Raw genomic sequence first — 23,679 nt, forward strand, 5'->3', positions numbered from 1 at the left:
TTTAACTTGACGGTTACTTCTGATAAAAAAACCTGGCTTATCATGGCCAGGTTTTTTGTTATGCAGTTGACTGGTTTACTCATACAGTTATCCGTTAGTTATAACCAGTCAGTTAGCGCCATCAGCAATTAAACGGTAAAGGCATTGTATTATCGCTATTATTGACGGTAAAATTTATGCTATCAAAACGTCTTAAATAATCTTATTTAATAGATTTCGTTATTTCTCGCGTTTACCCGTAATCGAAGGAGCACTACTGTGTTTGCTGTTATTATTGTCATCCTTATTATTTGGGCTTCAATGTGGGCTTTTTACAAGTTTATGTACCCGCGTGCACCTAAGAGTATGATGCCAAAAGAAGGGGATGTGACCACTCCGCGTCAGTGCAATTTCTGTGGCAACAGCTTGGCTGAATATCGCGGTGTACTTGAAACTAAACCAAGCACAGCTACCGATGGCAACGTTGAAGCGAACCAAGAGTTATTCTTTTGCAATTATGAGCATCAAGCAGACTTTCATGCAGGCAAGACCTACACGCCTTATGCATAAATAGATAAATGATTGACCAAAAAAAGCGCCTAACTTTATTGGCTAGGCGCTAGTGTGTTTAATACAGTACGATACATCTACAAAATAGAATGAGCATCTTTCATGATTTTATTCAGCAATGCCTCAGACTGTTTGTCTTTCTGCAAACGATCTTCATCACTTCTTTGATTGGCATGGATTTTTTCATACAAGTTTAAGCAGCACAGTACCAGTATGCTTTCTTGGCTAAGGCTTGGCGCATCTCTTTTTAAATCGAGTGCATAGTTGTTGATATACGAAACCGCTGACAGTAGCTCTTCTTGCTCATGTACTGGACAAAAGATTGGATAAGTAACACCAGCAATCGCAATATCGACTTTTTTGATTTGTGGTTCTGGCGCTTTAGGTGTTTTGGTATTGGATTGTGCCATGGCGCTTGATATATTCGATGCTGCTGATGTCGTTTTTTGCTCTGGTACTGGCGCATTTGTTACTGGTGCACTTGGAGCTTGAGTATTTTTTGGTTGTTTTTCTATCGATTTGCTTTGGTCATCGGTCATGATAAATCCTACAATGTCTGGTCAGTGAAATGAGTGATATCAGATTTTACAAATAGCATTTGGCAGTTTAATAAGCAGTACGTCTTTGCTATATGCTACAAGAAAACGTTAGCCTTCTGCTTGATCGATACGGGTTAGGCGTTGTAATACGACTTGCGTACGCTCGGCTGCCAATTGGTTCTTCTTTTGCAGTTCACTGTTTTGTTGTTTGATATCGCTATACTGCTGCTTTAGCTCATTATTGTGTTGTTGCAGCTCGCTGTTTTGTTGTTGTAATTGGCTGATCTGTTTTTGCAGTTTGTCTTGTTCTTCACCGATCATATGGTGCGCTTCTGCAAGACTCTGATAGCGCTTGTCGAGATCGTTCAGTTGTTTCTTGGCACCGTCACGTTCGTTATGACTGTTATCTAATTTGGTTTTTAGTGCGGCAAATTCTTTTGAATCAGTAACAGGGTGTTGTTTTAAGCTGCTAAGTTCAGCACTGACAAGCTGATACTGTTTTTTGATGTCGAGTACCATTTTTTCTAATATTCTAAGTTGATCATACATAGTCAGTTTTTATCCTTAACAAGTAAGCGTGAATGAGTTTTGTTCGCTGCATTTAATAATGCCATAGGTGACCGCATAATATCTATATCAACAAAGTAATTACAAGCATCAGGCTTTGTCTTTTCACTTTTATTTATCGATGATTTGTCCATGACATTTTATCGCGACTATTTTTATTTTATGAGCAGTAATCAATTACTAGGACATCTATTATGAATGATAATATCTCTGGCTGGAATACTTGGCTGACTGCGTTTGATGATTGGACTGACGTGTCTATCAGCGAAGTGCATGGCATGATGACAGGGCTTATGACGGCTTGTAATGCGCCCGACGAAGCAACTTGGGCTAAGGTGTTTGAGGAGCTTAGCTTTGCTCCATTACCAGAGCCTGCATTGACCTTGCTGACAGAAGAAGCGGAAGACATTGTGTTTCAGCTAAAAGACAAAGATGATGCCTACGCGTATATGCCGCTCATCCCAGATGATGAACATGATTTATACGAGCGCGTGATGGCTTTGAAACAGTGGGCAAACGGTTTTATGACCGGTTTTGGTATTACTGATTGTGGTTTGACCAGTGAAGAAAACGAGATGCTATCTGATTTGGCTAAGATTGGCGCAATTCGTCTCGAAGATGATGAAGATTTTGAAGGTGGGGAAGAGTCTTATCTTTATATCTATGAATTTGCTCGTATGGTACCCGTAAGTTTTGCCACGCGTAAACGTAAGGCTGTCAAAGATATCGCGCTCATCGCGGGTTTGTCTATCGATGCTAAAACAACCAAAGAGCTACAGGCAGAAGGTAAGCTACCAAAACCAATGCCGCCAGTGGTTGATGTGATGAATCATAACAATCCATCGTAAGCAGCTCTGACACATCATAGTTCTGAAAATCGTAGTAAGGATATTTTATGATCCAAAATAACAGTAGTAATATCGACAACGTCAGTAATATCGATAACGTTGACAGTAGCAGCGATGTCCAGCTGAAAAGTGTCGAGCATCCTATTCAGAGCCTCGATTGGCTAACACGTCTCATTGCCTTTGATACGGTCAGTCGCCACTCTAATTTGGCTTTGATTAATGATGTAAAGTCGTACTGTGAGCAGTTAGGTTTGACGGTAGATTTGACCTTTAATGAAGCTAAGACCAAAGCCAATTTGTTTGTGACTGTACCAGCTGGTGAAAACGCTGATATTATCAATAACGGTCTGGTCTTATCAGGTCATACCGACGTTGTGCCAGTTGATGGACAAGCATGGTCTTCAGAGCCGTTTACGGCGACGATACGTGGTGATAAGCTATATGGTCGCGGTGCGTGTGATATGAAGGGCTTTATCGCTTGTGCGCTTACTGTATTGCCGCAAGCCGTGCAGTTGTCAAACAGTGGTCAGCTACGTCGTCCATTACATTTGGCATTGTCGTTCGATGAAGAGGTTGGTTGTTTGGGTGCGCCATTGATTTTGGCAGACCTAAAAGCACGCGGCATCACGCCTGATTATTGTATCGTTGGTGAGCCAACTAACATGGCCATGGTAGTTGCACACAAAGGCATCGCGGTTTATCGTTGCCGTGTACATGGCAAGTCGGCGCATTCGTCACTGATTGCACAAGGTGTCAATGCTATTAGCTACGCTAGCAGATTGGTTGGCTATGTAGATACGCTTGCTGAAGAGCTGAGCGCTCGTGATGATAACGATGCATTATTTACAGTGCCTTATTCGACATTGTCAGTAGGTACCATACATGGTGGTACAGCGACCAATATCGTGCCCAACCTATGCGAGTTTACTTTTGACTATCGTAATTTACCGCACATGACGCAAGACGATATACTAGCGCCTATTCAAGCTAAAGTTGCTGAGCTAAATGCCCAAATGCAAGCACGCGCGCCAGAGACTGGTATTGAGCTGATGCAAGAAGAAAGCGTCCCAGCAATGACAGATGACGATAGTGCTGAGTTGCAATCACTAATCGCTGCGCTGACAGGGGATGATGAGCGTCATAAAGTGGCTTACGCGACTGAAGGCGGTCAGTTTACCAATGCAGGTATTCCAACGATTATCTGCGGCCCTGGTAGTATTGAGCAGGCGCACAAAGCGGATGAGTATGTGGAGCTTAACGAAATTGAACGCTGCGATGCATTTTTAAAGAAATTGTTAGATAGCTGTACGACTCAACCGTCTATGCAGTCATAATTATTTAGAAGGAGGTATGTTGTTCCTTTAATAATTTCTGCGAGATTTTTTTGATACATAGGTATAAGTGACACCGTCTGAATGGCGGTGTTTATTTTTTAGTCGCATATTTAAGTCGTATAGCCGTTTGTATTAGAACCATTTACACATGACAAAGTAGGGGTGGGTTGATGTCTTGGCATCTGTTTGCAGTGTTTTTCGCAAGTACGTTTTTTATCTCAGCGACCCCTGGTCCTAATATGCTGCTGGCATTTCAGTATGGCATGAACTATGGCGTCAAACGAACCTTATGGACGCTGGCAGGTCTGAGCCTTGGTTTGTTTGCATTACTGTTATCGACACTGCTTGGCTTGGACGTAATTAGTCGCCAGTCACCATGGCTACTGACGATTATCAAAGCCGTGGGTGCGGCGTATTTAATCTATCTAGGTATCAGCTCTTGGCGCAATGCTGGCGACGGTAGCTTGATGAGCGATGCTAAAGAGTTGAGTGCCGAGGTAGCAGCAGACTATGCTGCCACTGATGGCGCACCTAGTAAACCGCAGCCGCGTTCACTATCTAGTGCCGCTACTAAAATAGCGCCGAGTAATACTACCTTGTTTCGTACTGGTGTTTGGGTATCATTATCTAATCCGAAAGCTATCTTGTTCTTTGCGGCATTTTTCCCTAAATTTATCAATTTCAGTGCGCCACTATGGCCGCAATATGTTCTATTGACTATCGGCTTGTTTTTGAGTGAAACCATTTGGCAAATCGTATATACGCTAGGTGGCAAAAAGCTGGCAAGCTGGCTTGATGTTGGTAATCGCTTAGCATGGCTCAATCGTGGTTGTGGGGTGATATTTATAATTATCGCTGCTGCTTTATTGGCTGAAGTGTTAAATAGTTTTATAGCTTAAAAACTACCGATACGATTTTAAATCAAAGTGATTAATTAAACACACGTTTATTAAATTATTTTCTATACAAGCCAAATTAATTATTGACTTTAATTTTTAAATCGTTATTATTGGCTCATTGATTTATATCGCTTATCTTTCATAAGCGATAAATCGTTTCAATTAACCTGTTATTGTCGCCCTGACATTAGCCACAACCTATGGAGGAATCATCGTGTCCTATATAACTACCAAGACGTTTTTAAAGATTAAATGTGTAAACCACATGACAGCAATGACACCTTCGAAAAGGTTTGGCTAAATTTTTATATAAGCTATTGAGTGATATCCCATCTATCGATATCAACGAATAGCCTTCTGTATCTACTTGCGCTATCTCTTTTCTAGGTCTACTGTGCCAAATTTGCTCTGCGATTGTGCTAAGCCATATTGCGCCTGCTGTTATCTGTTTACCTAACATTTTTCTTTACCGTTATTGCTAATAAAGCGACTCAGGCTATGATTTAGCTAAAGCTTTTCTATGCGTATAATATTTACGCTGTGGCCGACGGTTCTGATCTATGTCATTTTTTTAAAACGTCCATAATAAATTAACCATGCATTTTTATTGATTTTTTAATTAATAAGAATACGGTTTTTTATTACCTAAGTTTTATAATTTATTAATTTTATTTCTTATTAAACGTTTCGTTTAATTGAGACAGATAAGTAATATCTAAAAATTATAAAAACTGGGAATTATAGAAAATGCATGGTTATAAAAATAACAAAATGGAAATAATAAATTATGAGCATTCAATTAGTATTAAACGAAAATCGTAAACATGGCGTACCCGTCAAGATTTATACCTCGGATGTTGAACAAGGTGCGATGCAGCAGTTACGCAATTTAGCCCAGCTAGAGTTTGTACATTCACACATTGCAGTGATGCCCGATGTGCATGTGGGCAAAGGCGCAACAGTCGGCAGTGTGATTCCGACCAAGTCTGCCATTATTCCTGCGACAGTCGGTGTGGACATTGGCTGCGGTATGAACGCGGTGCGTTTGTCTCTGACAGCGAGTGATTTGCCTGACAGTTTGAAGTCATTGCGATCGATCGTTGAGCAGCAAGTGCCAGTCGGCTTCAATATGCACAAACAAATTCAAGCCAAAAACTCCACGCTTGATCCGTTAGGTAAACGCCTAAAACCGATTACTGATAAACACCCGGGTTTGCTTAAAATGCTTAAAGGTTTTGAGCGCACATGGGCGAAGCAGTTGGGAACACTCGGCGGTGGCAATCATTTCATTGAGCTGTGCTTGGATGAGAAAAATGATGTCTGGGTCATGCTGCATTCTGGCAGCCGCGGCATTGGTAACTGTATCGGTCGCTATTTCATCAACCTTGCCAAAAAAGAACGTCAATCACGCTTTGGTCATGTGTCAGATCGAGATTTGTCTTACTTTGCCGAAGGGTCTGATAGCTTTGCTGATTATGTTGAAGCAGTAGGCTGGGCACAGGATTACGCGCTTGAGAACCGCCGTGAGATGATGCGTCTCGTCATTAAGTCATTGCAGTCGCCACAAGCGGGGTTGCCACGATTTCAGCTGACCAAAGAAGCCATCAATTGTCATCATAATTATGTCAATGAAGAGGTGCACTTCGGTGAGCAAGTCTACGTGACGCGTAAAGGCGCGATCAGTTCTTATGAAGGTGAGCTTGGTATTATTCCAGGCTCTATGGGCGCAAAGTCTTTTATCGTACGTGGTCTTGGCGAAGCTGAATCGTTTTGCTCATGTTCACATGGGGCAGGACGACAAATGAGCCGTGGTAAAGCTATGCGAGCATTCACTATCGATGAGCTAAAAGCGCAGACTGATGGTGTCGAATGTCGCAAAGATAAAGGCGTCATCGATGAGATACCCGGCGCTTATAAAGACATAGATGAAGTGATGGCCAATCAAACGGATTTGGTTGAGGTGGTGCATACGCTTAAGCAGGTCATGTGCATTAAAGGCTAACGAATAAAACCATAGCGAGTCATGACGGTGTCAATCGAGCTAAATGTACTAAGTGTACTATTTGCGCTCGATTTCCTAGTCGTGACCTCACTATGCTGTCATTCTAATATATAAAACAGATTTAAAGTTATTAAAAATATAGGTAAAAACATGAGCTTAAAACAAACCTTAAAAAAGGCCAAACAAATTGAACGGCAGTTAGAACAAAAAGCTGAGACAGGTGTGCAACACTCGCTAGGTACAGTCAAGCCGCGCAACTATTTGGCACTAGATCCATTATTAAGAAAAGGTGGTATTCACGAAAAAGAAGATATCGATATTGTCCGCAAAAAACGCCGCCGCGAGACCAAACAGCAGCTACGGAAGACAGATTGGTTATCAGAATAATGAGGATTAATATTCACGCACGAAAAAGCCGTTCGCTATTATAGTGAACGGCTTTTTTTATTCTTACTTAGATTTATAATTTAACCATTGTTGCCTTAACCACTATGCCAATACTTCGATTAGCTCACCTTTGACCATGTGCGGGCTGACGAAATCAGTAATACGTACGCTCACAAGTTTACCCAACATCTCATCCATTTTCTCAATATCATGGGGGAACATGACGGTACGGGTGTTATCTGCAGTACCGATTAAGCAGTCAGGATGACGGTTGGCAACTTGTTCAACCAAGACACGAGTCGTAGTGCCGACCATCTCATGTGTTTTCGCAAGTGTCGAATCAATGATGACTTTTTGGAATTCAGCTAAGCGCTCTTTTTTAGTTTTAAAACTTACATCATCTGGCAACTCAGCGGCTGGCGTGCCTGGGCGCTTAGAGTAGATAAAGCTGTAAGAGTGATCGAAGTTCAACTCTTTTGCCAAGTTCAACGTATCTTGGAAGTCTTGATCGGTCTCACCAGGGAAGCCAATGATAAAGTCGCTCGATAAGTGAATATCAGGACGAATGGCTTTAAGCTTATTGATCTGATTGATATATACATCGATCGTATGGTTGCGCTTCATCGCTGCCAAAATAGCATTTGAGCCACTCTGAACCGGTAGATGTAAGTGTGATACTAGCTCCGGCAATTGTGCATAGGCATCAATGATATCATCAGTGAACTCTAGCGGATGGCTAGTCGTATAGCGAATACGCTCGACACCATCGACATGCGAGACATAGTGTAATAGCTCAGCGAAACGGCAAATGCTGCCATCGTCTTTTTCGCCGCGATAGCCGTTGACGTTTTGACCCAACAGGTTAATTTCACGGATACCTTGTGCGGCAAGGCTGTCAATCTCAGCCAAGACGTCATCAAGTGGACGAGACAATTCTTCACCACGCGTATAAGGCACCACGCAAAACGAGCAATATTTTGAGCAACCTTCCATAATAGAGACAAAGGCTTTGTAGCCTTCTACTCTTGGCTCTGGTAAGAAATCAAATTTTTCGATGCTAGGGAATGATACGTCAATTGTGCCAATACGATTTTTAGGTGCGATTTCACGTTGCTCATTTGATTGGTCATATAGCTCTGGTAGGCGATGCAAGGTTTGCGGGCCAAATACCATATCGACATAAGGCGCGCGCTTTTGAATATTATCGCCTTCTTGTGAAGCGACGCAGCCACCGACGCCAATGACAAGATCAGGGCGTTTTTCTTTTAGTTTGCGCCAGCGACCCAATTCCGAAAAGACTTTTTCTTGCGCTTTTTCGCGGATAGAGCAGGTGTTCATCAGTAGTACATCGGCCTCATCGATATCATGAGTCACCTCCATACCATGTGAGTCGCCTAGCACGTCTAGCATTTTGCCAGAGTCATAGACATTCATCTGACAGCCTTGAGTCGTGACAAAGACCTTTTTTGTCGCTGCTTTTTCGACGGGCGCTTGGGCTGAACTTGCTTCTTTGAGTGCAGTGACAGCACGTGCGGTGACAGTCGTCTCAGCAACAGCATCGTCATCGATGCGGGGATTGAATACAGTAACACTCATAAGGATAAGTCCATGATTGACCAAAAATATAGCGGAGTAGCCGATTAACAGGTGGCGTATTTTATCACAACCCTGTGCCAATGTGAAAAATTAGCACGAGCGATAGGGTGTCAATATGATAAATAATTCATAGCAGTATCAATTATTTACTGTCGTTCATATTACTATTCATAAAAACTGCGGCTCGTTATCACTTCTATGTTACACCGTGCTGTCCTATTTATTAACAAAAGGTAAAGGAGATAGTTGAAAGCACAATGAGTATAGTATGATGATTGCTATACCCTTGGCGGTACTTAGCGAACCGTTATTCACATATTTGTAGAGATATCATAAAGAGAGTCAGTATGACAAAGTTGCGTGTTGCGCATAGCATCAAGGATGAAGAGTCTATCAGTCAAAAACACGCGTCAAAGCGAATCACAGTAGGGACGCTACGGCTGAGCGCGTTGAGCGTGGCAACAGCGGTAAGTGCACTTGGTGTGTCACAAGTCGCTTGTGCCGAGTTGACGTGGGGCGATGAGGAAAGCTACCAACAAGAAAGTAACTATCAACAAGATTATCAGCAAGACAGTAGTATTGACTCATTTATGGCAGCTGCTATCGCCGCAGATCGCGGTGATGTGAGCGCGCTCTATAACTATGAGCAAGTCATGAGCGGCGGCTTGTTTGCGATGTATCCGACTTATTGGCGTATGAATCTAGATCTTAATTCACAGAGTTCAGCGGCGGTCTCGCAGTTTGTGCGTCAGTATCCAGATACGGTTATGGCTGAGAAATTGGTTGCGGATTTTGCGGAGACCAAAGCGGGGTCAAATGATTATGCATCAGTACGTCAAGTCGCGAATTTAATTACCAATGCGGATGCCAGTGAGCGCTGTGCCGTTGCGCTTGGGTTTAATAATGGTGGTGACACCATGCGTGCCATGGCAGCCAAATCTGATGTTTGGCTGACCACCCAAAAGCAGCCAGCATTGTGCGATCAGCTAGCGATGGAGATGAACAACAACGCGCTGATTAGTAATCAAGATCGTGCGGCTCGTCTCAAGCGTATGTTACGCAAAGGCAAGACTGGCGATATTATGGCATTGTCATCACGCCTTGGTACGCCAATTGCTTATTCGGCGCTCAGTGAAATTCAGCTAAACCCATCTTCTTTCTTTAGCCGTTTTGGTCGTGAGCCTGCTAGCCAAACTAATCAATACCTATATATGTACGCAATCGGCCGTATGGCTGACAAGTCTTATCGTGAGGCGGCGCTACAGTTAGACTTTGATATCAAACAAGACAATCAGCGCGCGGTCAAATTGTTGAATGACGAAACCCGACGCTATGCTTATCGTACGCTTGGCGTACAGCGTATGAATCACAACACTGACGATGGCTTTAACGCTGAAGCAGTCGATTGGTTCCGCAACAGTTTAGACAATGACTTTAATTTTGAAGAAGCTGAAGATTACGCTATGGCAGCGATTCGCTTCGGTCGTTGGGATGATGTGGTAGAGGCTATCTCAAAAATGGATGGCGAAATCCAAAAAGAAGCCCAGTGGCAGTATTGGCTAGCTCGTGCGTATGAGCAGTCAAGCGATAGTAGCAAGCGCAATACGTCCAAAAAAATGTATCAGAACTTAGCAAAAAGTAATGACTACTATGGTCTAATGGCAAAAGATAAAATAGGGCAGCGTTTTGATGCTAGCCGCCTAGGCGGTAGTAATTTGCCTAATGTCAGTACCGCTGATCGCGCGCGCGTCATGCAAGATGCCAACTTTGCTCGTGCATTTGCGTTGTACAACTCTGAGGCTAGTCGTGCTTATGCCAATCGCGAGTGGAACTGGGCGGTTAAGCAAGCTCGTGACAATCGTGATGACAATTTAATCATTGCCGCTGCTCGTCAAGCCTATGATATGGGCTGGCTCGATCGAGCGATTTATGCAGTTGATAATACTGATAGGGTGGATAGTCTCGCACTCTCGCATCCGATGCCGCATCAAAGCGCAGTCGTACGTTATAGTGAGTCAGCAGGTATTGATCCAGCATGGGCGTACGGTATTATGCGTCAAGAAAGCCGTTTTGTATCTTCTGCGCGCTCAAACGTGGGCGCGAGTGGACTGATGCAAGTTATGCCTGATACCGCAAAATATATCGCTCGTAATCTAGGTGAGACGTATAGTGCGAGCCGTGCCAACAGCGGCGATACCAATATTCGCTATGGTACGTGGTATATGGGTGATATCTTGGGTAAACTTAATTATCAGCCAGTATTGGCAACCGCAGGCTATAATGCTGGTCCCAATAACGCCAAACGCTGGCAGCCAGTTTATGGCTCACTTGCCGCAGATCAATATGTAGAGTCGATTGCATTCCCTGAGACACGTAACTATGTCAAACACGTGATGGAAAACGCCACTATTTATAGCAGTCTGTTGGGTCGTGGTCAGCCGATTACTCAGCGTATGGGTACGGTGCCAGCTGGATTTTAATCACTGAACTGGTATTTGATAAACCACTAATGATTTATTATTAGTGGTTTATTTTTATCTGCTAATTTGCTTTGTCAATTAATCAACTCTGATTTGCCCAAGCAGCACTCATCTGGCTAAGGTAAGTTTCATATTATTTATACTTCAGTGCTTTATCAACATTTATCGAGCTTCCTGACGATGTCGTCAACGTTTACGTTTTTGCTATAGATTAAAAAAAACGTTTTGTTACCATTGCCTTAATGGGAAACCCTATTTTTCAGTCTTGTTCTTAGGTCAATGCGTGTTTCATGTATCGCGTCTAATGATTTAAGTTATAGCCTATGTCTTATCATTGCTAACTAACTGCCTTCAGTCCTATGATCAAAAAATATTTTAGTCTGTCTACGTCGCCAAAAACCAAATATTCGTTATCTAATCGGATATGCTCTTTATCGAAGGCAAATACAAAGACGGATACAGACCTGAGCAATAAGGCTGCTAACTCTATGATGCGATTGCGTGCAGATTTGGCTAGCAAACACCGTGTAGGTAGTATTAAAGCGACGATGAGCTTCGGCGCTTTACTGCTTATACAAGGCGTTATACTGCTACCAGCACAGGCGGCTAGCACGGTTAAGACTGGTCAGCGCGTATTGATGATTGAGATGACTCCAGCACTATGTAATATGCAGCCAACGCGGGCACGTATGCGTCAGTGTTTAGAAGGGTATTCGTTAACCGTATCTGGACTGGATATGGGATATGGCGAGCGCTGCGGTCGTGGTAGTGAGCCACGTCTCACACCGCTACAACTAAAAGTCGTCAACCGCATCATGCCTGACACAACGGTACGTAGCCAAACGTGGCAACGCTATGGAGCCTGTAGTCCGCTTAGCGCCAGCAGTTACTTCCGCCAGATTACTAACTATGCAGGTGGATTAAAATTACCGAACGAGTTAAATACGGGTAATAGTTATACCGTTTCCAAATCACGATTTATCAGTCAAATGACCCGTCTCAATAGTGGTATGTCTTCCAATAGTGTGGACCTCATTTGTCAAGAAGGTAGCCGTCGCCAATCGATACTCACTGATATACATGTGTGTTATGAGGGTAGTGATTTTGGGACTTGTCATGACGTTGTAGACAGCTGTGGCAGTAAATTTATCATTTCAGGTGGACGATAACCTTTACTTAGTTATCTGCTTAAACCTCTTTTTTGATACCATTTTTCATTTCGCTTAATCGAATCTAATAGTGAAAATTGCCTATTTTGACTATTATATCTACGTATAGCACAGTGAAAATGTACTTTAGTTATCGTGTACTAAAACCCTCTAGCGCCTTATCCATAAGCGCTTAGCCTCTATAGATCTCCTCTCGTATAAAATGTAACAATATAATCCCTGACGGGTCTATGACTGTATCTAGACGGTCACTGCGATGAAGTGCTACACTAGCTCTCGGTTTATACATGCTGCTATGCGGCAAACAAGTCGATATCTAAAATGATAATCGTTCATTAGAATTATCTAATAATTAATTAGGGAGTATTCAATGTCAATGAAACAGCCTTTACGTGTTGCCGTCACTGGTGCCGCTGGTAATATCAGCTACGCGATGCTATTTCGTATTGCATCTGGCGAGATGCTAGGTAAAGATCAGCCAGTTATTTTGCAATTACTTGAAATTACGCCAGCTCTTGACGCCCTAAAGGGTGTGGTCATGGAACTAGAAGACTGTGCATTCCCATTGTTGGCTGGTATCGTCCAAACTGACGATGCTAATGTCGCATTCAAAGATATCGATTATGCTTTACTGGTTGGTGCACGTCCTCGTGGCCCAGGTATGGAGCGTAAAGATTTGCTAGAAGCCAACGCTGCGATCTTCTCAGCACAAGGTAAAGCATTGAACGAAGTCGCTAGCCGTGATGTAAAAGTATTGGTAGTCGGTAACCCTGCCAACACCAATGCACTTATCGCTCAGCGCAATGCACCAGATCTTGATCCACGCAACTTCACAGCAATGACTCGTTTAGACCACAACCGTGCTATGGCACAGTTGGCTGGCAAGACTGACAGCACTGTAAATGACGTGAAAAAAATGATCATCTGGGGCAACCATTCGTCAACTCAGTATCCAGATCTAACCGCTTGTACAGTAAACGGTAAGCCTGCGCTAGATTTAGTTGATCGCGAATGGTACGAAGCGACTTATATCCCAGAAGTACAACAGCGCGGTGCTGCGATCATTAAAGCTCGCGGTGCATCATCTGCCGCTTCTGCTGCCAACGCTGCTATCGCACACATGCGTACGTGGGCACTAGGTACTGATGAGAACGATTGGGTATCTATGGGCGTTTACTCAAACGGCGAATACGGTATTGCTGAAGGTTTGATCTACTCATTCCCATGCACATGCACTAACGGCGACTGGTCTATCGTAGACGGCGTTGATGTATCATCAGATTTCTCAAAAGAGAAAATGGCTGCCACTGAGCAAGAGCTTAGTGAAGAGCGTGATGCAGTAGCACATTTACTACCGTAAATCTAAGCTGCTATCCAGTAAGCTATGATTTAAGTAGTAAAGATAAGTAGTATAAAAAAGCCCTCTGAAATATGAGGGCTTTTTTGTGTCTATGAGAAGTAGGCAAGTGAAAATAACCTATGTTTCTTTCTTAAACTGGTAAAAGCGATTTACCGTTAATACAATTGATAACGTTAGATAAACGTTGATTAACAGCTATTAAAATAAAGCTTGTTACAATGAATATGTCAATTTGAATAATAAGCACATTAAACAATAAGTACGACTATATTCGTACCATTTAAGGAGAAAAATTATGTTGGGTGAACCAGAATACAGTATGAATGAGTTATTTGCTCAGTTAGGCCTCGACAGCTCTGATGAAGCAATTGATAATTTTATCGCAGCAAACCAATTAGCTAGCGAAGAAAAACTAACAGAGGCTAGTATTTGGACGGATAATCAGCGTATGTTCCTGCAGGAAGAATGGCAAAAAGATGCAGCATGGGTAGAAACCATCGATGAGCTAAATGTCCGTTTACATCCTGACGCATAGAAGTTTATAACGATATTATAAAAAACCCCGCGATAGTCTTAATATCGCGGGGTTTTTTATGTCTGGACTAACACTAAACATCAAATTTGCTTTTCGCGCCACTCAAGTAAATCTGCGACATCTTGATGAATACCTGCTTTTAATGCTTCTATTCCATCATAGCGACGCTCACCATGCAAAAAGTGTAGGAAACGTACGTGTAAGTTCAATCCGTATAAGTCAGCTTGTAACTGTGGAAAGTGGACTTCTAGTCGCCAGTCATCACCTTTATCAACAGAAGGTCTTTTGCCAATATTAGCCGTGCCGAACAAACTATGCGGACGCAATCCGGCAACACCTGTATGACCATCGGTGGCAAGCGCAGTCAAACCATTAGCGATCATATTACCATTATCATCTAAGCTCACCACATCGACTGCAAAAATACCATGCAGGGCAGGCTTTATACGTTGCAAATCGATATTTGCGGTAGGGAAGTCTATTGTTCGTCCTATCTGGTCGCCGCGCACAACCACTCCTGTGATTGCATAGTCACGACCAAGTAATCTGTTGGCCGCCTGAAGGTCACCTGCCAATAGTAAGTCACGAACACGAGTAGAGCTGATACGGGCAGCGTCGTTATCGGTCGTATCAATACTGTCGCTATCAGTAACCGTATGCAGGTTGGTCACATCCAAACCATAACTACGCAAAAACTGACTGTCGCCAGTACGATCATGGCCGAAGCGAAAGTCATCGCCCAGCACCAATGCTTTTACGTTCAAACGCTTGGCTAATATATCGGCAAACGCTTGTGCTGATAGCGAGCGAAATTCTGTATCAAAACCTGCTACGATCAACGCCTCAACGCCATATTCTGCTAGCAGTGCTTGCTTCTCTGCCAGATTCGTCAGACGCGCAGGCGCTTTAGCAGGTGCAAAAAATTCGCGTGGCTGCGGCTCAAAGATCATGACCGCCGCACCCAAGTTTTGGGTATGTGCAATCTCACGAACTTGGGCTAGCATGGCTTGGTGACCAAGGTGCACACCGTCGAAATTGCCGATAGTGAGCACGCAAGATGCCAACTCTACTGGGACAGTGTCCGTAGATGAAGTGTGTGGCGACGAAATCAGTTGCTCAAGAAAATAGGTTTTCATAAGTTTTCAGCTATGATGAGACCAAATAAAAAACGAAAAAACACATCTATGCTTAAAATTGATGTGTCTAAAACCAGCCATTATAAAGTAAAATAGCCACACTAACATCCTATAGTCTATGTGTAATGCAAGTATGGCACGTAGGGTAGCTATTCTTTATTGCCAATGATGCTAATACCAATCCTAACAACAATCTCAACAACGATGGAGATCTTATGTCTGCTGCTGCCTTAAATACTATACCAACCGAATTATCGACATATCAGCTCACCGATCAGTTCGTTGTGCAGCGTGCAAGTAAAGAAGATTTAGCAGAAGTCTTAGCCATTTATAATCAAAGCATACCGGGCAAACAAGCAACAGCCAATCTTGCATTGGTTACGCTAGAGGAGCGTGCTGTTTGGTTTGATGAGCATTTGGATAGCGCAACCAGACCGATATATGTAGTCAAGGCATTACTATCAGATGATGTAGATCAAACAAAAACACCGATAGTCGCATGGGGCAGCTTTAGCGATTTGTACGCACGTACGGCCTATCATATCAGTACCGAGATTAGCATCTATCTAAATCAAGATTATCAGCGCAAAGGGTTAGGCAGTTTGCTGACCCGTTGGATGTTGACGCAAGCACCACGCCTAGGTATTCGAAATGTCATTGCCCTTGTCTTTGCTCATAACCATCCAAGCTTAGGATTATTTCGTAAGCTTGGCTTTGAACAATGGGGTTATATGCCCGAAGTTTGCGATATGGAAGGGTTTATCGCTGATGTTGTGATGCTTGGCAAAGCAGTCACGTCAGACGATATTTTAGATAAAGCGTCTGAAACAATTTAACTTAAAATGCTCTAACCCAAAATCTTCCATTGACCTTCTATCTTCTGTAGCTGGTAGGTCAGTGGTGCAGGTTCGCTCTGTCCTTTTAGCATCAGCTCACCAGTGATAGTGGCACGAGTTTTGTCATCATTATATTTGGTATCAGTAATCGTAACGCCATCCACCGTTTGCTGAAACGCAGACTGAGTATTGGCAAGCTCTTTTTCAAAATTTGCCATATCGACTTGGTAATATGACGCGGCATCCTTCACGTCACCATAATATAAGCTGTTCAGTGCTTGCTTGACAGTATCCTCTGGCGTACCGGCTTGAGTCGGATTGGTCACTAGGCTTTTCTGTTTGGTCGCATCGGTGACTGGATTAATATTATCACTATCAATCGCTGTCTTGTCTTCAGTGCCATCTGTAATTTCACCTGCTTCGCTAGCACTATCATCGGTCGTCGTTTGGTCAGTCGTATCATCGTCCAATGTGACGTCTTCTGAGGTATCAACGGTCGCTGCCACATCTTCATTCTCGGTAGCAGCTTCAGCCGATTCATTATTGCTACAGCCGCTAATAAGTAGTCCAGTGCTTAGTACACCAGTTGCTAGCAAAATTGGTAAGCGCTGAAAGATTGGCTGTTTCGTTGTCATATCAAACCTCAAATGTCATTTATTCATTAGTGATCTATTATGACAATTATTAGCAGCGCGCATTGTCATTTCTCATAACAGGCTTGTTTTGGTTTCGTAAGCCTGCCATAAGTTTGCTTATACTTCGTCCTAACCGTGCTTTAGCTGACGCGGACGGAAACCAGTCGCTAGCAATACCACACCGTAAACCAGCGCTCCGACAGCACACATAATAATCAGCGCGACGATACGTTGCCACTGAGCCTCATCGGTAGGAAAATAAGGTAGCATAAAATAAAGCACGCCAATCATAGAGCCAGTCGAGATAGCAAACTGCGTAAACAGCTTTTTCCAATGCGGACCGAAACGGAAAATATCACGCTTGTGCAAGAAGTAATATAGCAAGCCTGCGTTTACAAAAGCAGCACCAGTCGTAGCTAATGCTAGACCACCATGTAGTGGTATCTCTAAGAAGTAAAATATCCCGATAAAAATAACACTAAAAATCATATTAGCGATGACAGATATGATGCCGATTTTGACGGGGGTTCTGGTGTCTTGACGCGCAAAGAATGCAGGGGCAAATATCTTAATAAGCATAAATCCTAAGATACCACCTGCCATACTACGTAGGGCCAGTGAGCTCATCTGGGCATCACGTAAGGTAAACTCACCGCGTAAGAACAGTGCTTGCATCAATACATCTGCCAGTACAAATAGGGCAGCCGAGGCGGGAACACCGACCAAGATGATAAGACGTGCTGCCCAGTCGATGGTTTTTTTGAAACTGACGTCGTCTTTTTGAGCTTCACTTTTTGACAGACTTGGTAATATGACGGTACCAATCGCTACGCCAATCAGACCTAATGGTAGCTCGCTCATACGTTCAGCTGCATAGAGCCAAGAGACGGAACCGCCAATCATTAATGAGGCAAAGATAGTGTTCAATAGTAAATTAATCTGAGTAACAGACACACCAAAGATAGCAGGTAACATCAGTTTCAAAATCCGACGAACACCTTCGTGCTGGAAGTCAATCTTTGGTGCGACAAGCAGCTTTTGTTGCCAAAGCTGCGGCAGTTGAATCAAGAATTGTAGCAAACCTGCGATAGCAACGGCATAGCCAAGCGCCATAATGGGCGTATCAAACATCGGCGCAAAAATCAGCGCCCCACCAATCATGCACAGGTTCAATAGAACTGGTGCAAAAGCAGGTGCGGCGAAACGACCGTAGCTTTGTAGAATACCACTCGCAAAAGCTGTCATAGAGATAAATAGCAAATACGGAAAGGTAAGACGCAATAACTCAGCAGTAATAGCAAACTTATCAGGCTGATCGGCAAACCCAGGGGCAAACAACGTTACCACCCAGGGTGCGATTAAGATAACCACCACTGTCAGCATCGATAACACTAGCAATAATGCACCCGAGGTTCGACTGACCAAAATCTGTACTTGTTGCAAGCTGTACTTTTCTTTGTATTCGGACAGTACTGGCACGAAAGCTTGGCTAAACGCGCCTTCTGCAAACAATCGTCGTAAGAAGTTTGGGATTTTGAAGGCGACCAAAAAGGCATCCATCAAACCACCTGCACCAAAAACCCCTAGCAATACAACATCACGTACCAGACCTAAAATACGCGATAACATGGTCATACTGCTGACCACCATGGTTGAACGAAATAACCGACTTTTTGCCATGAGAACCTATCTTGCTAAGTTGCATATTGAGTTATGTGCTGATGTAATATGGATAAAAAACTGACGAATTATATCACTTTCACCATTGAGATAAATGGATTGAGTGTGGAAATCACTTATGTGATGGTGCATCGTTTTTCATTGCATCAGCAACTAACTGGCGCAATCTTGCCCATTCAAAATAATCACCAGGATCAGTCTTACGCCCAGGTGCGATATCGCTATGGCCCGTCAAGTGGCGACGTGTTTTGGGATAGGCCTTATAGATGGCAGCAATTACTTCGGCTAGCTGCTCATATTGAGCAGAGGTGAAGGACACAAAATCCGACCCTTCAAGCTCGATGCCAATGCTATAATCATTACATTCAGGTCGACCCAAGTAGCTAGACCGCCCAGCATGCCATGCCCGTTCGTTGAAATTGACAAACTGAGTGATAGCACCATCACGTTCTATAAACAAGTGCGCTGATACTTCCGCGCCTTTGATTGTTTGAAAGTAAGGATGAGCATCCCAGTCCAATTGATTAGTAAATAATGCTTTCACATAATGTCTGCCACTAGTGTCGCAGGCACCAAATTCATTCGGTGGTAGACTGATATTATGTACGACGATGGCGTCAATACTTAAACCTTTTGGCCTTACATTGTAATTGGGCGAGGCCAACCAAGTGGCTGCTGATAGTAGACCATCTTTGATGGACATTGACGACGCAGATGATGAGTTTGGTGATAATACGGGCATAATACTCTCTTTTTATACTAGTATTGATAATGGTGTGATAGACAATCTATCTAAATAGCTAAACGATAGTGGGCGACGTGTTTGATTTTTTGACCCAGCAACTTTAATAACGCTGATAGCGTATGAATAATAACGTGCGAGATTCTACTTCATGTCTATAAAACTGACGTCCATACCTATCGATTGTACGCTAATGACCATTGGCCTGCGAGCACGTCTGCCATTGGCTATAGCAGGGTTATTGCTCTCGGCTCAAACACAGGCGTTTTTACCAACGCCGCTGTCTGTCCTTGAATCAGATGTATTGTCACCTGACGCATCTAGCATAGCACCTACTAGCACAGCACCTACTAGCACAGCACCTACTTATTCTAATTCGGATGCATTATCTGAGTCGGGTAATATCAGTATTGCTGAACCTAATATTAAAAATAGTACTTTATCTGAATCAAGTTTAGCGACAGAGCAGCTACTATCAACATGGCGTCAGCAAGTAAAAACAGACAAGTTGGCACAGCATACAACATGGCGACGTTTATTATATTTTTACGATGATAAAAACAGTGTATTGAGTAAAAAGAAAACCGAGAGTTTGGTTGACGATCCGAGCTTTTTTTTAAGTAAAAATGGTCAACGAGATTCAGGTGCAGAGTTAGATGCGATGCTCGCGGCACTTGCACAAGAGTTGGTGTCATCATCAGCGACTGATAACGACGAAGCCAAGACTGATACCAATAACAATTCTGTCTTATGCCGTTTTCCAGCGCGAGTGGCATGGCTAGCAGAGGTGCTAGCGATCGATGCTGCAAGTCTATCTGCTGAGTGTCCAGAGCTGGATGAGTGGATGTCGACATTAGCGCCTGAACAGCTATCTATCATGTTTGCGCAGGAGTACTTGGACAATCCGCTCTCTGCGTTTGCTCATACGCTGCTACGCATTGACTCAAAAGCAAGCATCGCCGATCCAAACCAAATCGATAAGGCTTATGCGCTGAATTATACGGTAGACGGTGATCCAAACGACAGTTTCCCGATCTATGCTACTAAGTCAATGATTGGTAGCTACAACAGCGCTATCGAAATTGACCATTATCCAGAGATGCTAGCGAAATACCTGCAAGATGATGAACGTGATACGTGGACATATCAGTTGAGTCTGACGCCAGCGGAAGTTCAGCAGATTATGCGCCACGTTTGGGAAATCAAAGCATTGAAGATGCCGTATTACTTCACCACGGACAATTGTGCTTCCGAGATTCTGCGTCTTATTGATGTGGTCCGTCCGCAGCAAAACTTACTGAGCCAATTGTCTTACGCAGTCGTGCCTTCTGATGTGATTCAGTTATTAAATGATGAGCAGTTGCTGGCAAGTACCATTTATACGCCTGCTGATAATACCTTACGTCAAGCTCAGATCAATGAGAAAAAACAACAGCGCGCGCAGTTGGGCTATCATAATAGCGCCGAACAAACCGTGAATGAGATCAGGTCTGCGCAGCTCAACCCTGTATCGAGCATGTCAGATGATGGGCAAACATTGCTCAAGCGTCAAATCGACGTATCGGATAATAATCCAATAGACAGGCATCCGCTACAATTGGGCACGATAGGTATAGGGCAGCGTGGCGACGATGACTATATGGATATTGGGTTCCGAGCGGGGTTTCATGATACGCTTGACCACGCATCGGGGTATCCACAGTTTTTTAATTTAGAAGGGCTGGCTGCGACATTACGACTGTATGACACAGATGATAATAAGGCCAATCAGCCAGACAGTGTGGTCTTGCAAAATGTCACTTTGATTCGTGGCCGCTCTTTTAACCCTGTCAATGCTGCCAAAAAAGGCAAGACTTGGGGCGCCAATATCGAGGCGACGCGAGTAAATGATGGCTCGCAAGAGGCAGGTACGGATCATCTGGTCGGTAGCGTGGGTTACGAAAAAGGCTGGTCATGGGCATTTGGTACACCAGCCGCAGGTACTGGTGAGATGCCGCCGCAACTGTGCTATACGTTTTTGGCAGGTACGGGGCAAGTAGGACGCGGTATCAATAAAGGCTTTCGTCTAGGCGCAGGTATCAATGCGGGCTGCCGTTATCAGATTAACAATCAGTTACGCGCACAAGCTGAATTGCAATTGCCATATTGGTATCATGGCAGCAGCGATGAAACCAACGTCCGTGGCCATTATTGGCAACCAGTCTCAAGCTTAGGACTGCAATACGACATTGATAAAAAACAAGCACTACGTATCAATGCCAATTACGAATGGCAAGAACGTATCGATGCCAATGATGATATACAGCTATCGTACAGACGGTATTTTTAGGCACTGATTTAGTCATTCATTTAGACAAAATGGCTTCTAAGCGCTGTAATGGTTGTATAAAGGAAAAAATGCTTTATGAATATGCAAAATTTACTAATTATCGGACAAGGTGATATTGGCCTATCAGTTACCAATAAACTCGCCCAAGATGGCTATTGTGTGACTGGGCTTGCTCGTAGTGAGCGCCACCATTATGATTTGATAGATAGTGCAGATTTTTTGCAGGCTGATGCGTTGACTTTGACGGCTGAGCAACTGCAAGCGTTTACTCATATTGCAATTATCGTCACCCCTGACGAGTATTCGACCAGCGGCTATCACGCCAGTTATCTAGCGATTAGTCAGCATTTGGCAACGCTTGCTCCACAACTTATTAAACTTGAACGTGTGGTATTCATTTCTTCTACTGGTGTCTATGGTCAGGATAATGGTGAGTGGATTGATGAGCATACTGCACCTGTTACGCCTGCGCGTGAAGCCTCAAAGGTTATATTGCAAGCAGAACAAGCGCTGCAACAAGGCTTCGGTGATAAAGCAGTGGTCATCCGTCCTAGTGGTATCTACGGTCGCGAGCGTTTAATGCGACTACGCAAGGCTCGTGAGCCAAATAAAGATCCAGTGCCAGCTGAGCATTGGAGCAACCGTATTATGGATCGCGACTTGGTCAATATCATCGCCAAAGTGTTGACGATAGAGACGCCAAAGTCTGTCTATCTAGCGACGGACTATCGACCTGTTACTACGTTTGAACTAGGGGTCTGGCTTAGTGAACAGGTTGGCGAGACACCTCCTACTATTGATAATACAAAAACCTCAGTGACAGGAAAACGCTTGCACAGCAACATTCCGTTAGCTTGGCTTGATTATGCTGATTGGCAGACAGGCTACCGAGATATTTTAAATCATCAAGAGTAAGCCTTTAGAGTTAAGCCCTACAGAGCAAAATAGCCCTTGGTGTAATCGTTCTTATTTATTTTATAGTCTATGGAGATTTCATGTCCCAGCCTTCTACTTCTGATGACCGTTTATCCCATGCTAATCTGGCAGCAGAAGGTGGGCAGCTGGCAGAAGGTCACGTCCAAAAAAAGGCTGAGCAATCGTCTATATTAGCTGATTCACAGCAACCTGCGATCGTACATCCTAACTTTGATCCCAAACAATCTCCTCTTGACCCTGCCAGACCATTGAGTGATATTCCTGAGCCTGCTCGTCGCCTGAATGGTCAACTGCGCAGGCTCTACGGTAACTCGACTCGGTTCTATCAGCCCAATGCAGACAGCTTATCGAAATGGTCGCTGATTGCTTCAGAAGCACTGGCTGAGCATTTATCGTTACTAAATGCAGCACAGCTTATTGAATTGCCGGATAGCTTTTATCAGAATCATAGTGAGCAACCACTAATATCGACATTATCAGATATGACATTATTAGATATGTCGGATATTCAGCAGGCGATTCGGGCTTATCCAAAACTGAACCGTTACGGGTTTTTGCCTACCGATAGTTCTACAGTGGTTGAGTCAGATAACGATTCAAATAATGACAGCAAGGCTCAAAATTCTGCATTATCTATGCGCGCATTGACCAAACGCTATAATCCTGATGAGCTACTCAATAGTCTGTATGCTGACGATTGGCAAGTGATACTACAACCGCAGCAGTTTGATACAGGTGAGGGCAGTTTGGCCACAGATATCATGGCATGTAGCGTGGCCGTCCATGCGCTAAAGCAATCTAGTACCCGTAAGAGTATCAATCATAGTTATAGCGCCGCAGAAATTTGCCAGCATATGCGTAGCTATTTGCTGAGTCAGATCGTTTGTGAGCCGTCGCAGCGCCACGCATATCGTCAGATTCGACTATTTGCTGGTCATATTATTGTTGCCGCTTATCATTTGGGCTGGGAGATACAAGTCCGAGCAGATGGACAGAGCTATTTTAATATCTCGTCGCGTAGTGGTTTGTTGACTCGCTATGCCAATATGCAGGATTATGAGATCAATGGTTGGTCAAGCTGATCAATAATGCGTACAATAATGCAAATTTTTTGCCCCCT

The 23,679-nt window shown here is 43.6% G+C and carries 21 protein-coding genes; 14 read left to right on the plus strand and 7 right to left on the minus strand.

Annotated features, from left to right (window positions below):
• Positions 1-258: 258 nt before the first annotated feature.
• Complete coding sequence (locus ACI2IW_RS08655; RefSeq protein ID WP_224737782.1) at positions 259-549, plus strand: hypothetical protein; 291 nt, start codon at positions 259-261, stop codon at positions 547-549.
• A gap of 77 nt (positions 550-626) precedes the next feature.
• Here ACI2IW_RS08655 and ACI2IW_RS08660 read toward each other — a convergent pair whose 3' ends face one another.
• Complete coding sequence (locus ACI2IW_RS08660; protein WP_404693380.1) at positions 627-1,088, minus strand: cell division protein ZapA; 462 nt, start codon at positions 1,086-1,088, stop codon at positions 627-629.
• Between the two features lie 108 nt (positions 1,089-1,196).
• Positions 1,197-1,637 carry a hypothetical protein gene (locus ACI2IW_RS08665; protein WP_057761479.1) on the minus strand — a complete coding sequence of 147 codons (441 nt, stop codon included), beginning with the start codon at positions 1,635-1,637 and terminating at the stop codon, positions 1,197-1,199.
• Positions 1,638-1,849: 212 nt separating this feature from the next.
• Here ACI2IW_RS08665 and ACI2IW_RS08670 point away from each other — a divergent pair, with 212 nt between their 5' ends.
• From ACI2IW_RS08670 to ACI2IW_RS08690, 5 genes are all read left to right on the plus strand, one after another.
• A complete protein-coding gene (locus ACI2IW_RS08670) occupies positions 1,850-2,503 on the plus strand; it encodes a UPF0149 family protein (RefSeq protein WP_057761477.1) in 654 nt (217 codons plus the stop codon).
• Between the two features lie 47 nt (positions 2,504-2,550).
• On the plus strand, positions 2,551-3,837 hold the full coding sequence (gene argE / locus ACI2IW_RS08675) for an acetylornithine deacetylase (protein WP_404693381.1): 1,287 nt from the start codon (positions 2,551-2,553) through the stop codon (positions 3,835-3,837).
• 170 nt (positions 3,838-4,007) lie between these two features.
• Positions 4,008-4,736: a LysE family translocator gene (locus ACI2IW_RS08680; protein ID WP_404693382.1), complete on the plus strand. Its 729-nt coding sequence runs from the start codon at positions 4,008-4,010 to the stop codon at positions 4,734-4,736.
• 787 nt (positions 4,737-5,523) lie between these two features.
• Complete coding sequence (locus ACI2IW_RS08685; protein WP_404693383.1) at positions 5,524-6,738, plus strand: RtcB family protein; 1,215 nt, start codon at positions 5,524-5,526, stop codon at positions 6,736-6,738.
• A gap of 150 nt (positions 6,739-6,888) precedes the next feature.
• Positions 6,889-7,125, plus strand: coding sequence for a hypothetical protein (locus tag ACI2IW_RS08690; RefSeq protein ID WP_404693384.1), 237 nt, complete (start codon positions 6,889-6,891; stop codon positions 7,123-7,125).
• Between the two features lie 102 nt (positions 7,126-7,227).
• On the opposite strand, the gene miaB is transcribed toward ACI2IW_RS08690, so the two are convergent.
• The gene (miaB, locus tag ACI2IW_RS08695; protein ID WP_404693385.1) at positions 7,228-8,721 is read right to left on the minus strand and encodes a tRNA (N6-isopentenyl adenosine(37)-C2)-methylthiotransferase MiaB; all 1,494 of its coding nucleotides are present in this window, start codon (positions 8,719-8,721) and stop codon (positions 7,228-7,230) included.
• Between the two features lie 347 nt (positions 8,722-9,068).
• Between miaB and ACI2IW_RS08700 the strand changes: the two genes are divergently transcribed.
• From ACI2IW_RS08700 to ACI2IW_RS08715, 4 genes are all read left to right on the plus strand, one after another.
• Positions 9,069-11,201: a transglycosylase SLT domain-containing protein gene (locus ACI2IW_RS08700; protein ID WP_404693386.1), complete on the plus strand. Its 2,133-nt coding sequence runs from the start codon at positions 9,069-9,071 to the stop codon at positions 11,199-11,201.
• Positions 11,202-11,689: 488 nt separating this feature from the next.
• Positions 11,690-12,370, plus strand: a complete 681-nt coding sequence (locus ACI2IW_RS08705; RefSeq protein WP_404693387.1) for a hypothetical protein — start codon at positions 11,690-11,692, stop codon at positions 12,368-12,370.
• A gap of 376 nt (positions 12,371-12,746) precedes the next feature.
• Positions 12,747-13,730: a malate dehydrogenase gene (locus tag ACI2IW_RS08710; RefSeq protein ID WP_101205831.1), complete on the plus strand. Its 984-nt coding sequence runs from the start codon at positions 12,747-12,749 to the stop codon at positions 13,728-13,730.
• Between the two features lie 295 nt (positions 13,731-14,025).
• On the plus strand, positions 14,026-14,265 hold the full coding sequence (locus tag ACI2IW_RS08715; RefSeq protein WP_057761462.1) for a DUF2789 domain-containing protein: 240 nt from the start codon (positions 14,026-14,028) through the stop codon (positions 14,263-14,265).
• Between the two features lie 80 nt (positions 14,266-14,345).
• Here ACI2IW_RS08715 and ribF read toward each other — a convergent pair whose 3' ends face one another.
• A complete protein-coding gene (gene ribF / locus ACI2IW_RS08720; RefSeq protein WP_404693388.1) occupies positions 14,346-15,401 on the minus strand; it encodes a bifunctional riboflavin kinase/FAD synthetase in 1,056 nt (351 codons plus the stop codon).
• A 215-nt stretch (positions 15,402-15,616) separates the two neighbouring features.
• On the opposite strand from ribF, the gene ACI2IW_RS08725 reads away from it, so the two are divergent.
• Positions 15,617-16,237, plus strand: coding sequence for a GNAT family N-acetyltransferase (locus ACI2IW_RS08725; RefSeq protein WP_404693389.1), 621 nt, complete (start codon positions 15,617-15,619; stop codon positions 16,235-16,237).
• A gap of 11 nt (positions 16,238-16,248) precedes the next feature.
• Here the strand turns inward: ACI2IW_RS08725 and ACI2IW_RS08730 are convergent, their stop codons facing one another.
• The 3 genes from ACI2IW_RS08730 to ampD form a co-directional block, all read right to left on the minus strand.
• A complete protein-coding gene (locus ACI2IW_RS08730) occupies positions 16,249-16,872 on the minus strand; it encodes a hypothetical protein (protein ID WP_404693390.1) in 624 nt (207 codons plus the stop codon).
• A 129-nt stretch (positions 16,873-17,001) separates the two neighbouring features.
• Positions 17,002-18,552 carry a murein biosynthesis integral membrane protein MurJ gene (murJ, locus tag ACI2IW_RS08735; RefSeq protein ID WP_102091874.1) on the minus strand — a complete coding sequence of 517 codons (1,551 nt, stop codon included), beginning with the start codon at positions 18,550-18,552 and terminating at the stop codon, positions 17,002-17,004.
• 112 nt (positions 18,553-18,664) lie between these two features.
• Positions 18,665-19,294 carry a 1,6-anhydro-N-acetylmuramyl-L-alanine amidase AmpD gene (ampD, locus tag ACI2IW_RS08740; RefSeq protein WP_404693391.1) on the minus strand — a complete coding sequence of 210 codons (630 nt, stop codon included), beginning with the start codon at positions 19,292-19,294 and terminating at the stop codon, positions 18,665-18,667.
• Between the two features lie 151 nt (positions 19,295-19,445).
• On the opposite strand from ampD, the gene ACI2IW_RS08745 reads away from it, so the two are divergent.
• From ACI2IW_RS08745 to ACI2IW_RS08755, 3 genes are all read left to right on the plus strand, one after another.
• Entirely contained in the window at positions 19,446-21,623 is a 2,178-nt protein-coding gene (locus tag ACI2IW_RS08745; protein ID WP_404693392.1) for a DUF4105 domain-containing protein, read from the plus strand.
• 75 nt (positions 21,624-21,698) lie between these two features.
• Positions 21,699-22,538, plus strand: coding sequence for an SDR family oxidoreductase (locus tag ACI2IW_RS08750; protein WP_404693393.1), 840 nt, complete (start codon positions 21,699-21,701; stop codon positions 22,536-22,538).
• Between the two features lie 80 nt (positions 22,539-22,618).
• A complete protein-coding gene (locus ACI2IW_RS08755) occupies positions 22,619-23,641 on the plus strand; it encodes a hypothetical protein (protein WP_404693394.1) in 1,023 nt (340 codons plus the stop codon).
• Positions 23,642-23,679: the final 38 nt, after the last annotated feature.

The organism is Psychrobacter sp. NPDC078501, assembly GCF_044900935.1.
In the GTDB taxonomy this organism is placed as follows: domain Bacteria; phylum Pseudomonadota; class Gammaproteobacteria; order Pseudomonadales; family Moraxellaceae; genus Psychrobacter.

Coding starts and splice junctions, on each gene's coding strand:
- ACI2IW_RS08660 (WP_404693380.1), bottom strand. CDS start 1,088: ATGACCGATGACCAAAGCAAATCGATAGAAAAACAACCAAAAAATACT.
- ACI2IW_RS08665 (WP_057761479.1), bottom strand. CDS start 1,637: ATGTATGATCAACTTAGAATATTAGAAAAAATGGTACTCGACATCAAA.
- ACI2IW_RS08670 (WP_057761477.1), top strand. CDS start 1,850: ATGAATGATAATATCTCTGGCTGGAATACTTGGCTGACTGCGTTTGAT.
- argE (WP_404693381.1), top strand. CDS start 2,551: ATGATCCAAAATAACAGTAGTAATATCGACAACGTCAGTAATATCGAT.
- ACI2IW_RS08680 (WP_404693382.1), top strand. CDS start 4,008: ATGTCTTGGCATCTGTTTGCAGTGTTTTTCGCAAGTACGTTTTTTATC.
- ACI2IW_RS08685 (WP_404693383.1), top strand. CDS start 5,524: ATGAGCATTCAATTAGTATTAAACGAAAATCGTAAACATGGCGTACCC.
- ACI2IW_RS08690 (WP_404693384.1), top strand. CDS start 6,889: ATGAGCTTAAAACAAACCTTAAAAAAGGCCAAACAAATTGAACGGCAG.
- miaB (WP_404693385.1), bottom strand. CDS start 8,721: ATGAGTGTTACTGTATTCAATCCCCGCATCGATGACGATGCTGTTGCT.
- ACI2IW_RS08700 (WP_404693386.1), top strand. CDS start 9,069: ATGACAAAGTTGCGTGTTGCGCATAGCATCAAGGATGAAGAGTCTATC.
- ACI2IW_RS08705 (WP_404693387.1), top strand. CDS start 11,690: ATGATGCGATTGCGTGCAGATTTGGCTAGCAAACACCGTGTAGGTAGT.
- ACI2IW_RS08710 (WP_101205831.1), top strand. CDS start 12,747: ATGAAACAGCCTTTACGTGTTGCCGTCACTGGTGCCGCTGGTAATATC.
- ACI2IW_RS08715 (WP_057761462.1), top strand. CDS start 14,026: ATGTTGGGTGAACCAGAATACAGTATGAATGAGTTATTTGCTCAGTTA.
- ribF (WP_404693388.1), bottom strand. CDS start 15,401: ATGAAAACCTATTTTCTTGAGCAACTGATTTCGTCGCCACACACTTCA.
- ACI2IW_RS08725 (WP_404693389.1), top strand. CDS start 15,617: ATGTCTGCTGCTGCCTTAAATACTATACCAACCGAATTATCGACATAT.
- ACI2IW_RS08730 (WP_404693390.1), bottom strand. CDS start 16,872: ATGACAACGAAACAGCCAATCTTTCAGCGCTTACCAATTTTGCTAGCA.
- murJ (WP_102091874.1), bottom strand. CDS start 18,552: ATGGCAAAAAGTCGGTTATTTCGTTCAACCATGGTGGTCAGCAGTATG.
- ampD (WP_404693391.1), bottom strand. CDS start 19,294: ATGCCCGTATTATCACCAAACTCATCATCTGCGTCGTCAATGTCCATC.
- ACI2IW_RS08745 (WP_404693392.1), top strand. CDS start 19,446: ATGTCTATAAAACTGACGTCCATACCTATCGATTGTACGCTAATGACC.
- ACI2IW_RS08750 (WP_404693393.1), top strand. CDS start 21,699: ATGAATATGCAAAATTTACTAATTATCGGACAAGGTGATATTGGCCTA.
- ACI2IW_RS08755 (WP_404693394.1), top strand. CDS start 22,619: ATGTCCCAGCCTTCTACTTCTGATGACCGTTTATCCCATGCTAATCTG.